Below are 14,614 nucleotides of genomic sequence, written 5' to 3' on the forward strand. Positions count from 1 at the left end.
TCAGGGTTTCTGACCGATCATGAAGGGCTGCCCGAGTCGACGTTAAATGCCGCCACTCAAGATTCTACGCAGCCCAGCCACAATGCGATCACAGCACACCACCACGCAGGTTCACGCCAAGCCGGACAGAGGTGCAACTAGGGATAAAACCTCGGCTCCGGCTCCAGCACTACGCCGAATTTATGTTGGATATCCGCGGCGATATCGTTCGCCAAAGCCACCACTTCGCTCCCGCAGCGATGCCCGGGGTTGACCAGCACCAGGGCCTGGCGGTCGTGTACCCCAACGCCATCCCTGCGAAATCCCCGCCAGCCCGCCTTGTCAATCAGCCAGCCTGCAGCCAGCTTCCAACAATCGCCAGCGGCGAAAGCCACCAGATCCGGGTACTGAAGCTTGAGCGCCGTATATTTGGTTGAGCTGACCAGTGGATTTTTAAAGAAACTGCCGGTATTGGGAATTTCCACCGGGTTTGGCAACTTGCTATTACGGATTGCAATAACCGCATTAGCGATAGCCGACGGGGTGAGCCCCTTCTGAGATTGCTTGCGTTCGGCAAAATACTGTTGCAGCGCAGGGTACTCAACCGCAGGCTGCCAGTCATTCGAGAGCTTCAGCACCACCTCACAAATCAAATACCTGTCTTTGGCCGCCCCCTTGAACACGCTGTCCCGGTAGCCAAACCTGCAGTCCGCAGCGGAAAAGGTCACCAGCTCGCCACTGGCAATCTCCATCGCCGTGAGCTGCTCAAAGCTGTCCTTCAGCTCCACCCCGTAAGCGCCGATATTCTGGATGGGTGCCGCGCCGATATTGCCAGGAATCAGCGCCAGGTTTTCCAGTCCCCCCCGGTCCATTGCCACACAGCGCATCACCAGCTGGTGCCAATTTTCGCCCGCGGCTGCCCGCACGCGCACTCCCTCATCGAGCGTCTCAAATTCAAGCCCCTGCAGGCCCAGATGCAGTGCCAGCCCAGGATAGTCGCCGGTCAGAACGATATTGCTGCCGCCTCCGAGAGGCAGGATAGGAAGCTGATGCTCTCGAGCGAATACAAGGGCTTCGCGCACGTCGTCAAGAGAGGACGCCGCACAGAAGTATTTCGCCTGCGCGGCTATGGTCATGGTATTGAACGGCTGTAAATCAACGTCAGACTGAATCATGTCATCCCAAAATTCGCGCCGGTAGCCGGCCAGAAGCCAGTGCCCCACGTCCCCACACCGACATAAAATCAACCAGTTAAAAGCTACGTGAAAAGTGCACGCATGCGCTCGAGGTCCTGCGCGGTGTCCACGCCACCAGGCACCTCTTCACAGGCATCCGCCACGTGGATGTCATGGCCATGGTAGAGAAAGCGCAGCTGCTCGAGCGATTCAAACCGCTCAATTGGCGCCACAGGCCAACTCACAAACAGCTTTAATAAACCGGCCCGGTAAGCATAGATGCCAATATGCCGGCGAGGGTTCAGACCATCCGGCAGGGCTTGCTGCCCGTGAGTAAAGGCATCCCGGGGCCAGGGGACCGGTGCGCGGGAGAAATACCTGGCCAGACCGGATTCCTCCGCAACCACCTTGACGATATTGGGATTGAGGAAGTCTTCCACGCTGGTGATCGGTTCCGCCAGGGTGGCAACTCCGGCCCGGTGATTTTGTGCCAGATTGCGTGCAACCTGATCGATCACCAAGGGCGGAATCAGGGGTTCATCACCCTGGACATTGACCAGTATTCTGTCGTCGGCAACCGCCAGATTAGCGGCAACCTCCTGTAAACGGTCGGTGCCAGATACATGGTTGGTGCTGGTCATACAAACCTCGCCACCAAATGCGCGTACCACTTCCGCTACCCGCATATCGTCAGTTGCCACGATTACGCGCTGCGCGCGACTCTCGATAGCGCGCTCATAAACCCGCTGCACCATGGGCTTGCCGGCAATATCAGCCAACGGCTTACCGGGCAAACGGCTGGAGCCGAATCGCGCGGGGATAATAACGTCAAACGCCAATTCAGTATCAGACACGCGGGTTTCTTACCTCTCGTTCCAAACTTGTTGCTGCGAACTTCGCGACCCTGGTCTCGTGGGGCGACCGCGCGAATCACTCGGCCCTGAAGCTTTCCAGATGCTGATGAATATGCTGATAAAACAGGTCGGGTAGATGTGCCTGGGCCTCCATCGCCCACCAGTGACTCTGCCAGAAATCTCGGCATTTGACCGCGTCCTTCATGGTCATGATGACCGGGGTGATACCATCCAGCTGCAGCTCCTGGGGGCTGTACTGGTGGTGATCCGGAAACGCCATTTCCATCACCGTATAGCCCAGGGCGCGCAGCGTATTGAAAAAGCGCTGCGGGTTGCCGATGGCCGCTACCCCATGGCAGGGACCAATTTCCGGGCCCGACTTCAATCTGAGGGTGGAGGTCTGGTCCAGGTTGAACTGGTGCCAGCGAGACGGCACCAGTTCCATGGTGAAGTCGATTCGATCGCCACACTGGGATAGCGCGAGTTCGCTGGGTTGACCATTGACTACGACCATGTCGACGTTGTCGAGCCTGTCGACAGACTCGCGCAATGGCCCCCGGGGCAGCAGATGCTGGTTGCCCAGACCGCGACGACCGTCGATCACACAGATTTCCAGACTTCGCCACAGGCCATAGTGCTGCAGACCGTCATCGGAGAGAATAACGTCGCAACCGTGCTGTTTAATCAGGGCTTCTGCCGCCTCCACCCGCTTCGGCGCCACCATCACCGGCAGCCCCGTCATCAGGTGTAACATCAGCGGCTCATCGCCGGATTCCAGGGGGTGGGATTGCGCGGTGACGTCATAGGGATAGTGTTTTGCACGACCGCCGTAACCGCGGCTGATAATGCCAGGCTTGTGCCCGCGCTCCCGCAACCAGCGACCCAGCTCCGCCACTAATGGCGTTTTGCCGACACCGCCGACGGTGATATTGCCCACCACAATCACCGGCACCGGCAATGGTTGCGGTTGGTTGCGCATTTTGCGCCAGCGGCTGCCGTGGCGAAAAGCCAGTTCCAGAGGCGCCAGTAGGGGCAACTGCATCGCCTCACGGTCCCCACCGTCGGAGGCAGGATACCAGCGTTTGTTCAACCAATCCTCAAGCGACATTGCGCATAGCGCTCCCTATTTCGATCCTATTTGCTTTGGTGACAGCCGCTGCGGTAAAGCGCGCTAACGATCACTCAATTGCCTGTTGGCCGGACTGCTGCTGCAACAGCAGTGCGTAGCGCCCACCCTGGGCAAGCAGCTCCCGATGAGTACCGCTCTCTACTATCCGCCCCTGATCCATCACCAGAATGCAGTCCGCGTTTTCGATAGTACTGAGACGATGAGCGATCACAAAAGTGGTGCGGTTTTTCATGACTTCCGCCAGCGCGGCCTGAATATGTCGCTCTGATTCGTTGTCTAATGCAGAAGTTGCCTCATCCAGAATGAGCAGCGGGGAGTCTTTCAATAGCGCACGGGCAATAGCCAGACGCTGGCGCTGACCGCCGGAAAGCATCTGCGCATTGTCTCCAAGTACCGTCTGCAATCCATTCGGTAATTCATCAATAAAGTTTTTCGCGTGCGCCAGCTCGACCGCCCGCAACACTTCCTGCTCTGAGCGACTTTCCAGCTCGCCGTATGCGATATTGCGGTAAACGGTATCGTTGAACAGCACAATATTTTGCGAAACCAGACTGATCTGAGCGCGCAGGTCCGTCACCGGGACCTGGGTGATATCCACACCGTCCAGCAAAATCCGGCCACTGGTCGGCTCGTAAAACCGGGACAACAGGCTCACCAGGGTACTTTTACCGGAACCTGATGCCCCAACCAGGGCGACTGTCTGTCCGGCATTTACAGAAAAATCGATATCTGTAAGGACATCCGGACCGCCATCGATGTAGCGAAAACCCAGATGTTCAAAGCTGACTGCGCCGGTTACCGGGCCCGGCAGCTGCAAGGTACCGCCGAGTGGTTCCTTGGGCGCGTCGAACACTTCAAAAATACTTTCTGCCGCCGCGATACCTTTCTGGATTTCGGCATAGACCTCTGACAGGTTACGAATCGGCTTGGCCAGCGAGGCGGCGGCACCAATGTAAGACGCAAACACACCGGGAGTCATTGATTCCACCATCCCCGGCGCCAGCGCGAACCACACCAGCACTGCGGTCGCGAGCCCTACCATGATCTGGATCACGGACACACTGGCATTGTCCGCCACCACCAGCTTCATAAACTGCTGGCGGTTGGCGTTACTGGCGGCCTGAAAGCGAGTATTTTCATAGTCGCATCCACCGTACATACGCACCACTTCATACCCGTTGATCGCTTCCTGGGTTACGTGAGTGACATCGCCCATGGTGTTCTGAATTCGATGGCTCAGCTTGCGGAACCGCTTGCCGACCACACGTACGATCAGGGCAATAATCGGCACGAACAGGAAGAAGGTCAGCGTCAGCTTCCAGTTCACCATCAGCAGATAGGTCAACAACCCCAATGCGGTGAAGGACGAGCGGATCATCACCTTCAGTGCCTTGGTAATGGAGTTGGTTACCTGCTCGACGTTATAAGCCACCTTGGAAATCAGGAAGGCGCCGGTGTAACGGTCGAAGTAGCTACTCGGGAGCTGGCCAATATGCTCGAACAGTTCGGTGCGCAATTGATGGATCACCGCCCGCGCCACGTAAGCCAGGCCGTAACTACCGACAAAATTGCCAATTGCACGCAAGATGATGATGACCAGCATGGTCAAAGGGACCAACCAGCGGGCGACGTTCTGCGGCATTTCCCCACCGGGGAAATATTTGGCGACAAACTGCGACAGAAAGCCCCTGCCCTCCTGAATGCCCGCCCCCACCGCATCGAGCAACAACTCGGTGACAGCGATCAGCACAACCTCCATGGAGGAAAACAGCATAAAGCCGAACACCGCAACCACGAACAGCGGCCACTGAGGTATGGCGTAGGAAAGCAAGCGACGATAAGTCTGCGCGCCGTGTTGGGGCTTCAATACGGGCTGGGGGGATTTATCCATAAATGTCTTGGCAGAGTGTTCCCCACGCTTAGAGTCACCAGCATGCCATGGGGCCAACAGGTGACTCCCGGGCAAGGTGAATTCCCAGCCCGGCGGTTCAACACTTTATAGATTACTGTTCGTCTGGCTGCCGGGTGGTGATACTGAGATGTACAAATCCCAGCTGCCCCGCGGCATCCATGGCACGAACCACCGCCTGATGTTGAGCGGTGGCATCGGCGGTTATGATAAGCGGGCGATTGTACTCGCCAGCAGATACTTCCGACAGTGCAGATTTGAGCGTGGTCAGTTTCTTGTTGATAAGCGCCCTGCCATCCACGGAGTAAGAGCCATCCGCATTGATCAGAACTTCAATGGTAGATGGTGGCACCTCCGCCTGGGGTCCGGCCGCCTCAGGCAGGTTCAGCTTGAGGTGGCTCTCTTTGGTGAAGGTGGTGGACACCATGAAAAAGATCAGCAGCAAAAACACCACGTCGATCAGTGGTGTCAGGTTTACCCCGTCCTGCTCGGTATTCTGGCGACGAAATTGCATCAAGTGCTCCCGGATATAACGTCAAGCACTCAGGCGGTTTCGATACGGCGATCGCTGTGCAGGGCGTCCACCAGCTTTACCGCTTCCTGCTCCATGGTGACCACGATGGAGTCAACACGGCGCTGGAAGTAGCGGTGCGCCATCAGCGCCGGAATGGCGACGGTCAGGCCTGCAGCAGTTGTGATCAGGGCTTGGGATATGCCGCCGGCAAGCACCCCGGCGTTGCCGGTGCCTTCCAGCATGATCGCAGTAAACACCTGGATCATCCCCACCACGGTACCCAGCAGGCCAATCAACGGTGCCACTGCAGCGATGGTACCCAACACATTCAGAAAACGCTCCAGCTCGTGTACCACCTGACTGGCGGCCTCTTCGATGCTGTCTTTCATGACTTCACGGCCGTGACGGGAATTGGACAGGCCGGCGGCGAAAATACGACCAAGCGGGCTGGAATCCCGTAATTCCTTAATTTTCTCTGTTGTCAGTTGATTGCTCTTCAACCCCCTCCAGACTTCACCCAGAAGGCTACGCGGCGCAATTTTGCGCTCATTCAATGTCCACAGGCGCTCAATGAAAATAGCGATTACCGCAACAGAACAGAGCAGGATTGGCAGCATCAACCAGCCGCCGCTTTTTATAATTTCTAACACGTTTTCTTTGCCCCAAAACAACGGAACGGAATATGACCGAACCTTGAACGTAGCGAATTCAGGTCGTGGCCGGTGACTCTACCACAGGTCTTGGCGCCGGCTAAGAGGGACTTCGGCATGTTTTTCATCCCTGTGATCAGTGTTCCACAACAATCTCCGCTTCAAACCCTCGCAAAATCAGGTATTGACGCTGCCATCCCACTCTCCCACCCGAGCCCGAAACGAGAAAGGCCGCCCTCAGGCGGCCCTTCATATGGTTCACGCACCCGCGTTTACTTGCCGGGACGCTCTGGACGTTGCGGCTTCTCGGGGCGTTCGACCTTTTCAGCGCGCATAGGCTTTTCCGGGCGATCAACTTTCGCGACACGCTCTACCTTCGCCCCCTTCTCTGCGCGCTCTGCGTGAGCCAAATCTCGCGCGGCGTGTTTCTCCGCACGCATGGCATCGCGAGAATCGCGGCGTGCCAGTTTCTCGGTCATTTCCGGGCGATTGGAGTGAATACCACTGACAATTTCACCCAGGTTAACGCCGAGCTCTTTGGCGATATTGCCCCACCCCATACCATCTCGCTGGCGCATACCCAGGATTTGATTGACGTAATACTCGGCACCCGGGGCGATCTCGCCGTCCACTTCGCCTTCAACGGGCTCAACCTCATACATACCGGCAAGCTTTTCAGCAAGTGCCATGGTAATCAGAACGTTTCCGTAACCCATACCAGCGTGACCGCCTTTCCCCTCTTCCATTTCAGGCAGGTCTTCAGGAATCTCCAGCTCAGTATCTTCGACATTGACGTCTTCACCTTCCGGCACTGGCTCTACAAAATGAATGCTCCCATCGCGCAGGCCTGCCACGATTCGCTTCGACTCCTCTTCACTTCCAAAGAAGTGACTGAAGTAGCCGGCAATACGGTCGCCCGGTACGGTTGATGCCATCTCTACCACTTCGGTTTCGGTAGAATCCACATCTGGCATATCGTCTGCCCACACCAGGGGCACACTTGCCAGCGCAGCGATCACAGCCGCCAGTGCAGTCGATTTATACGGAATCTTCATTGCTGGTTTCTCCAGTTAACTTCAATTGCGCCCACGACAGAAAACGCAGGCATCACATCGGTTTCTAATCGGACTTCTGAGCGGCTGTCACTCGCCCGGACGGTAACTGAGCTGAAAGCCAAACCCCTGATCTGGGCTCCCATTCGCAAGCCCCAGGTAGCCATAGACAACCGCACTCCACTGCGCGGTAAATTTGTGGCTGTAATACCCGAAGACTTCAGCCTGGGGATCACTGGCTGATGTCGCCGCCTGCTGATAGTCCAGGGAGGCGCCAACACTGGCGGCCTCACTTAAGCGATACCCGGTACCCATTGAGGTAGACCAGACGTCACGCAACACTACATCCGGCAGGTCGCCTTTATACTTTCTGGCGATTGTGACAAACGGAGTGAAGTCATCCACCACAGTAAACACTTCAGCCTGCAGGGTGTAATCCGTCTCCCCGGTACCAAGCCCCTCGCCTTCGTCTGCCAGGGGAATCTTGTATTTGGCGGAGAGATCCACGAAAAAATTCTGGGCAACAGGTTCCAGACTGTATGTGCCGGTAAGCCAAAGATCGCCGAGCCCGGAAGCACTGGTCAAAGCGACTTCATCAGTACCGGCGTTGCCATTTCCATTTCCGTTACCGTTGCCGTTGCCATTTCCTGGCCCCACAACCAAGCCGCCATCACCGCCCGCAACCACGCCTCCCGGACCCTCGATCGAGGTCCACGGCAGTGATGCCTTGAACGTCCAGCTCGCATTCGGCGAATAGCTTGCAGTGAACGGCATTGAAACAATTTCAGTTTCCGCTGTATCGCCGTAATCGCCACTGCTGACGTCAGTGCCGAGGGAGTATTTCCACTCTGCGGCGAAACCGACATTCGAAAGCGATAACCCCGCCACAGCCAAGGTTGCACCGATTAAATGATTGATTTTCATACCGCTAATCAAACCACCGTTGCTGAAGAATGACGGCACCATAGCACCATCGTAGAAGCCAAAACCTTGATCGAACTCTCAGCGACAGCCCCTCAGACCGGCGTTTCCTCATCAAAACATCACCCCGTGTGCCGCTGCACAAAGCCGCCATGTACCTTGTCACATGCCTGCGGCGCATTGGCTCACCACACTTTCCCGCTCATCGGCAAACCAGAACCTTCCCGCCGCCCGAGCACACTGTAGACGGGGCTGCCCCCGATTTTGCGACCAGAGAAACGCAATGGCGCCAAGGTCTGCTGTATTGAATAGATGAATTCCACTCTGGGTGAAGCGGCGGACAACGTCGGGATGGGGATGCCCAAAATGATGGCGGAAGCCGGCACTGAATACCGCATTGCGAGGGCTGGCCCAGTGAATCAGATCGGGAGAGGATGACGTTCGGGAGCCATGGTGGGGGGCGATCAGCACATCGACCGGCTCAAAATCCGGGAAGTTTTTGACCAGTTGCTTCTCTGCTTTACGGGAAATATCCCCGGTCAACAGGATCCGCACACTCCGCCAGGTGAGCAGCGCCACACAGCTGTGGTCGTTCTCTTCACCACTGATACCCGCGCCACTCGGCCACAGCCATTGCAGCTCCATCTCACCCAGCAACAGGTGTCGACCCGCAACACAACTATCACTGCTGGAGGCGGCGACCAGTGGTTGCAAGCGTTTGGGTAACTCACCGGGCGCCACAAGCCGCACAATACCCAGCTGTTCAGCCAACCCCTCTACCCCGCCGGCGTGATCCCGATCTCCGTGACTTACAACCAGCGCGTCCACCTGCCGCCATCCCTGCGCGGTGAGGTAGGGAGCAACGATTCCCCCACCTGCACTCCATCCACCGGGGGCCGCATCCCCGGCATCAAATACCAGACTGCTGTCTTCGGTGGTCGCCACAACTGCCAAGCCCTGCCCTACATCCAGAACTGTGAGCTCAAATCGGGGCTGCGTCTCCCGCTGCCACTGAGTGAGCCCCATCAAAACCACGGGGATCAAACACCACCCAAGAATCCGCCCTGGAAACCCTCGCGGCATCAACAGAAGCACACTGGCCAGAGCCGCCAAACCCGCCAGCGCAACACCCGGCACCGCCATTGACTGCCAGCTCGGCAGATTGCCGTCGACCGCCAGAAGAAAGCGCAGCAGCCATTCCAATTGCCAGTCAGCCAGCTGCCATAAAAGGCCGGAAAATCCACCCACAGGCACCAGGGCGCCCATCAGGACAAGCGGCAGTATCACCAGAGCCAACCAGGGAATTGCAATGAGATTTACCAGCAAAGCGCTGGCACTGACACCGGAAAAGATGACCAGGGATGGCACCATCAACCCCAACAGAACGCACCACTGAGCAGAGACCGCAGCGTGGACCTTACCAACGATGGACCCAGCCTGCCGGGCATGCGCAGACGTTTCTGCCCGGCCCTGAAACCTCAGTAGCAACACCGCTACGGCGATAAAGGACAACCAGAAACCTGCATTGAGTACGGCCAGGGGTTGCCACAACAAAACCAGCGCGAGCGCCAGGGCAAATGCCAGGCCCGGGTCAACACGTCGTCTCGCGACCACTGCTGCAGTCGCCACCACGACCATAACCAGAGCCCGCTGGGCAGAAAGTGGCGCCCCACTAAGCAGTGTATAAACTAGCGCTCCGCCTATCGCCGTGATCCCGGCGAGCGGTAAGGGGTTGTGCGCGCGCAATATCCCCGCAACACGCCCAAGCGCGCCCCCCAGCAGCAGGAAGAAACCAGCAACCATCCCTACATGCAGCCCCGAGATTGCCAAGAGGTGGGCGGTTCCGGTGCGCTTGAGCAACGCATTCGTGTCCGTATCCAAGCCACTCCTGTCTCCCAACAGCAGAGCCCTAATCAACCCACTCCGCTGCAACCCCTGCCCGGAAACCCGATCCCTGAATGTCTCCCGCAAGGTATCAACGCCACCACCGGCCTGCACAAACGTTGGCAGCTGCCCCTTATCGCGTACATAACCGGTGGCGTAAATGCCCTGCTGTAACAACCAGGCTTCATAGTCAAAGGTGTGTGGATTAACGCTGCCTCTGGGGCGCTTCAACCGCACACTCATTTTCCAGCGACTACCGGCGCGGAGCCTGGACGACAGTTTCTGGTCTACCCGGTACCAGCTCAGCAACAGGTGCTTACCAATCAAATCCCGCTGGTCCGTATCGACTACCCTCGCGCGAAAGCGACTGTCGACAAGCCCTCTGGCCCCACCAGGGGGGCCGAAACGGGCAGCCGCGGGAGAAACCTCGGGGAGGTCTTCAACTTCCAGGGTGACACTGTGGTCAGACCCGTTCAGCGCGAGCGGCAAGCGCTCGGAAAGCGCATGGTGGTTGGCGTTTAACGCCCAGCCACAGCCAAACAGAAACGGCAACAGCAAGCAGCCAAGTCCGCAGGGCAACCGGTTTGCCAGCCCGAGCCAACCGCCAATACCCACGGTCAGCACCACGCAAACAAGACCGAAAAGCAGTGCTACGGCACCACCCGCGCTCCCCGGCAGTGTCGGCAAAAAGGCAATAGTTGCAATCCCCACCGCCAGCGACCACAACGCGGCCACCGCCCAACTCACTCCCTTCACCTCGCCTCCCGAAATCCATTTCTGACAGCCGCCAACTGGCGACAACGGCGTTCCTGCCTGCTTCCGCGCCATATTAGACGGGGGATTAAAGCGAAGCAGGTATCAGGCATCAAGCTTTCGAGACCAGCGAGTCCTTACCTGTCTTTACCTTATATCCAGAAATTACGACCTCCAGACCGCAACAAAACTTACACAAACCTTTCATCTTTCACATGTTTGTAACATTTCAGAAGCAAACTGCGCCGCAACTGAACGACTGCTTACCCTTTTTCACATCTACGAGACCATCCAATGAAAAAGACAGCTTTGACTCTGGCGCTGACTGCAACCCTACCGGCCTTCGCAAATGCCGAGGTTTTCACTTTCTATGGCAAGGCGAATGCGTCTTTCCAGTCCGCAGATGAAGGTGCAGGTGCCAACACCGATATCAAAAGCAATGCTTCCCGTCTCGGAGTGAAGGGCGAATTGCCGCTGGATAATGGCCTCAAGGGCATCTACAAGATGGAATATCAGGTAGACATCGATGGAGAAGCCGATGAGGTTCTCAGCCAGCGCAATATCTACGCCGGCCTGGAAGGTGGCTTCGGCCAGGTCATCGGGGGGAAATTCGACACCCCGCTGAAGATGGCACAAAAAAAAGTCGACCTGTTCAATGACCTGGAAGGCGATATCAAGAGCCTGGTCACCCGCAACGACAACCGGGTATCCAACAACCTGCAGTACACCACACCGTCCTTCGCCGGTTTCAAGGCTGCTGCCGCCTATATCAGCAACAAGGATGCCGAGATCCTCGACAGTGACGGCAATCTGGTGGACACCCGTGATAACGGTACTTCCCTGTCTTTCGCCTACGACAACAACGGCGTATATCTGGCGTATGCCTATGACCAGGATGTAGAAGCCAATGACTGGAACGTGAGCCGTATGGTCGCCCAGTACGACCTCGGCAACCTGCAAGTCGGCGCCCTGTATGAAGAACAGGAAAAGGCAGACAGCAGCAAACAGGATGGCTGGATGACGTCGGTTGCCTACAAGATCAACAACTGGACCGCAAAGGCACAATACGGGCAGTCCGACATCGTCAAGACTGACGGTGAGACTTTCAGCCTGGGACTGGACTACAAACTGTCCAAGGCCGCGAAGGTGTTCACCTTCTACACCGACGAAACCGCTGCGGACAACTATGAGCGCAGCTACTTCGGTATTGGCACGGAATTCAAATTCTAAAAAGCAACAAAAAGGGCACAACTTCCGGTGTGCCCTTTTTGTTTCACGTTTGGTTGTCCTGTTGCAGGAGCTTGCCCGGCCTGCCGACGAACATTTGCCGCGGCCAGGCCCGTTCGCCTGCATGTGGGCCCTGCAAACAGTGCCGTTTAACCGGCAACCCTCTTCGCCCCGCGCGCGGCATGCAATTTCTTGTAGCTTTCAATCAACCGCAGATGTTTATCGAGTCCTTCCAGCTGCATATTGGTGGGCGTCAGGCCATAGAAGCGCACACTACCGTCCACGGAACCTGCGACCGCAGCCATGGTATCCGCCCCGAACATGCGGCGGAAATTCACCATGAAATCATCCAGCTCCAGCTCATCGTCCAGCGCAATTTCCAGCACAGCCTGCACCGCGCGGTAAAAGAGACCTCGTTCGACGGTGTTGTCGTTGTACTGCAAAAAGGCTTCGACCTGCTCCAGCGCCTCCTCATGTCGCTGTAACGCGAGATAAATCAGTAATTTCAATTCCAGAACGGTCAGCTGGCCCCATACGGTATTCTCATCAAACTCCACGCCGATCAGGGTGGTGATGGTCTCGTAGTTGTCGATCTGGCTCTCTTCCAGACGCTCCACCAGGTCTTGCAACTGGTCTTCATCCAGGCGATGGAGATTCAGAATGTCTTCCCGATAATCCAATGCTTTGTTGGTGTTGTCCCAAATCAAATCTTCTACCGGGTACACCTCGGAATACCCGGGAACCAGGATACGGCATGCCGGCGCTCCCAGTTCCTCATAGGTCGCCATGTACACCTCTTTACCCATTTCCTCGAGAATAGCGAACAACCGGTCTGCCTCGGTTTCGTTCGTATCCCCGTGGTCACCTGAAAAATCCCACTCAACGAACTCGTAATCCGATTTGGCGCTGAAGAAACGCCACGACACCACACCGGTGGAGTCAATAAAATGCTCCACAAAGTTGTGCGGCTCGGTTACCGCCAGGCTGTTAAAGGTGGGGGGGGGCATATCATTCAGTCCTTCAAAGCTGCGTCCCTGCATCAGCTCTGTGAGACTGCGCTCAAGCGCCACATGCAGACTCGGATGCGCGCCGAACGAGGCAAATACACCACCCGTGCGCGGATTCATCAGGGTCACGCACATCACAGGGAACTGGCCACCAAGGGACGCATCCTTGACCAGTATCGGGAAACCCTGTTTCTCCAGCTCAGCTATACCTTCAACAATATCCGGGTATTTTTCCAGCACCTCGCGGGGGACATCCGGCAGCGCCAGTTCTTCCTCTAGAATCTGCTTTTTCACCGCCCGCTCAAATATTTCAGAAAGGCACTGTACCTGGGCTTCAGGGAGAGTATTGCCCGCACTCATACCATTACTGAGAAAGAGGTTTTCAATCAGGTTGGAAGGAAAATACACATTCTGACCATCGGACTTGCGCACAAACGGCAGCGCGCAGATGCCCCGGTCAATACGACCAGAGTTGGTATCAATCAGGTTCGAGCCAGCCAGCTCACCTTCCGGGTTGTAGATCGCGAGGGTGTAGTCGTCCAGAATGCCGTCCGGCAACTCGTCGTGTTCCATAAGCCCGAACCATTTTTCATTCGGGTAATGTACATATTCGGCATTGGCGATTTCCTCACCAAAGTACTGATCGTTGTAGAAGAAGTTACAGTTCAGACGTTCGATAAACTCGCCCAGTGCGGAACACAGCGCGCTCTCCTTCGTCGCCCCTTTGCCGTTGGTAAAACACATGGGGGACGCTGCATCACGAATATGCAGAGACCAGACATGGGGCACGATATTGCGCCAGGACGCGATCTCGATCTTCATCCCGAGGTCCGCAAGGATCTTCGTCATATTGGCGATGGTCTGCTCCAGAGGCAGATCCTTGCCCTCAATGAACGTCCGGTGCTCCGCATCCGGCGCGACCATCAATAGTGCCTGAGCGTCCTCCGCCAGATTGTCCACCACTTCGATCTGGAAGTCCGGCCCGGTCTGGATCACCTTTTTGACGGTACAGCGGTCGATTGACCGGAGTATGCCCTGACGGTCCTTCTCTGAAATATCTTCCGGCAGTTCCACCTGAATCTTGAAAATCTGGTTGTAGCGGTTTTCCGGATCCACAATGTTGTTTTGTGACAAACGGATATTGTGGGTCGGGATATCCCGTGACAGACAGTACACCCGCACGAAATAAGCCGCACACAGGGCGGAAGACGCCAGGAAATAGTCAAACGGACTCGGCGCCGACCCATCCCCCTTATAGCGGATGGGCTGGTCTGTAATGACCGTAAAGTCATCGAATTTAGCTTCGAGACGCAGGTTATCGAGGAAGTTGACGTTGATTTCCATGGAGACTACCGAGGTATGAGAATTTGGCAAGCTATCAAGCTGAGGCGCGGCATTATCCAGAATTTAGGGTAGTTCGTCTCGCTCTGTTTGAGTGAATGGAATTGCATGTATGAACACGCAGGGCCAATTGATATAGAGCCGGTATATGAACAGACAAACAACCCCAGCTTGTATTCAGGGAACCTCTTGGTCGGTGTCCAGGATGGATAATATTGT

The 14,614-nt window shown here is 56.4% G+C and carries 11 protein-coding genes; 1 reads left to right on the forward strand and 10 read right to left on the reverse strand.

Going from position 1 to position 14,614, the window contains the following annotated elements; genetic code table 11:
* Positions 1–137: 137 nt before the first annotated feature.
* The 9 genes from murB to PVT68_RS02510 all read right to left on the reverse strand — a co-directional run bounded on the left by murB (position 138) and on the right by PVT68_RS02510 (position 10,823).
* Positions 138–1,202, reverse strand: a complete 1,065-nt coding sequence (gene murB / locus PVT68_RS02470) for a UDP-N-acetylmuramate dehydrogenase (protein WP_280321003.1) — start codon at positions 1,200–1,202, stop codon at positions 138–140.
* A 35-nt stretch (positions 1,203–1,237) separates the two neighbouring features.
* On the reverse strand, positions 1,238–1,993 hold the full coding sequence (gene kdsB, locus PVT68_RS02475; RefSeq protein ID WP_280322568.1) for a 3-deoxy-manno-octulosonate cytidylyltransferase: 756 nt from the start codon (positions 1,991–1,993) through the stop codon (positions 1,238–1,240).
* A gap of 91 nt (positions 1,994–2,084) precedes the next feature.
* Entirely contained in the window at positions 2,085–3,116 is a 1,032-nt protein-coding gene (lpxK, locus tag PVT68_RS02480) for a tetraacyldisaccharide 4'-kinase (RefSeq protein WP_280321004.1), read from the reverse strand.
* A gap of 70 nt (positions 3,117–3,186) precedes the next feature.
* Positions 3,187–5,028, reverse strand: coding sequence for a lipid A export permease/ATP-binding protein MsbA (msbA, locus tag PVT68_RS02485; RefSeq protein WP_280321005.1), 1,842 nt, complete (start codon positions 5,026–5,028; stop codon positions 3,187–3,189).
* A 112-nt stretch (positions 5,029–5,140) separates the two neighbouring features.
* The gene (locus PVT68_RS02490) at positions 5,141–5,560 is read right to left on the reverse strand and encodes an ExbD/TolR family protein (protein WP_280321006.1); all 420 of its coding nucleotides are present in this window, start codon (positions 5,558–5,560) and stop codon (positions 5,141–5,143) included.
* 29 nt (positions 5,561–5,589) lie between these two features.
* A complete protein-coding gene (locus PVT68_RS02495) occupies positions 5,590–6,210 on the reverse strand; it encodes a MotA/TolQ/ExbB proton channel family protein (protein WP_280321007.1) in 621 nt (206 codons plus the stop codon).
* A gap of 272 nt (positions 6,211–6,482) precedes the next feature.
* Positions 6,483–7,265, reverse strand: a complete 783-nt coding sequence (locus PVT68_RS02500) for a hypothetical protein (RefSeq protein WP_280321008.1) — start codon at positions 7,263–7,265, stop codon at positions 6,483–6,485.
* 87 nt (positions 7,266–7,352) lie between these two features.
* A complete protein-coding gene (locus PVT68_RS02505) occupies positions 7,353–8,186 on the reverse strand; it encodes a hypothetical protein (RefSeq protein ID WP_280321009.1) in 834 nt (277 codons plus the stop codon).
* Positions 8,187–8,345: 159 nt separating this feature from the next.
* Positions 8,346–10,823: a DNA internalization-related competence protein ComEC/Rec2 gene (locus tag PVT68_RS02510; protein ID WP_280321010.1), complete on the reverse strand. Its 2,478-nt coding sequence runs from the start codon at positions 10,821–10,823 to the stop codon at positions 8,346–8,348.
* A 291-nt stretch (positions 10,824–11,114) separates the two neighbouring features.
* Here PVT68_RS02510 and PVT68_RS02515 point away from each other — a divergent pair, with 291 nt between their 5' ends.
* Positions 11,115–12,050 carry a porin gene (locus PVT68_RS02515; RefSeq protein WP_280321011.1) on the forward strand — a complete coding sequence of 312 codons (936 nt, stop codon included), beginning with the start codon at positions 11,115–11,117 and terminating at the stop codon, positions 12,048–12,050.
* A gap of 146 nt (positions 12,051–12,196) precedes the next feature.
* On the opposite strand, the gene PVT68_RS02520 is transcribed toward PVT68_RS02515, so the two are convergent.
* On the reverse strand, positions 12,197–14,398 hold the full coding sequence (locus PVT68_RS02520; protein ID WP_280321012.1) for an OsmC domain/YcaO domain-containing protein: 2,202 nt from the start codon (positions 14,396–14,398) through the stop codon (positions 12,197–12,199).
* Positions 14,399–14,614: the final 216 nt, after the last annotated feature.

The sequence above is a fragment of the Microbulbifer bruguierae genome (assembly GCF_029869925.1).
Taxonomy (GTDB): domain Bacteria; phylum Pseudomonadota; class Gammaproteobacteria; order Pseudomonadales; family Cellvibrionaceae; genus Microbulbifer; species Microbulbifer bruguierae.

Coding starts and splice junctions, on each gene's coding strand:
- PVT68_RS02520 (WP_280321012.1), bottom strand. CDS start 14,398: ATGGAAATCAACGTCAACTTCCTCGATAACCTGCGTCTCGAAGCTAAA.
- PVT68_RS02500 (WP_280321008.1), bottom strand. CDS start 7,265: ATGAAGATTCCGTATAAATCGACTGCACTGGCGGCTGTGATCGCTGCG.
- msbA (WP_280321005.1), bottom strand. CDS start 5,028: ATGGATAAATCCCCCCAGCCCGTATTGAAGCCCCAACACGGCGCGCAG.
- PVT68_RS02505 (WP_280321009.1), bottom strand. CDS start 8,186: ATGAAAATCAATCATTTAATCGGTGCAACCTTGGCTGTGGCGGGGTTA.
- lpxK (WP_280321004.1), bottom strand. CDS start 3,116: ATGTCGCTTGAGGATTGGTTGAACAAACGCTGGTATCCTGCCTCCGAC.
- PVT68_RS02490 (WP_280321006.1), bottom strand. CDS start 5,560: ATGCAATTTCGTCGCCAGAATACCGAGCAGGACGGGGTAAACCTGACA.
- PVT68_RS02515 (WP_280321011.1), top strand. CDS start 11,115: ATGAAAAAGACAGCTTTGACTCTGGCGCTGACTGCAACCCTACCGGCC.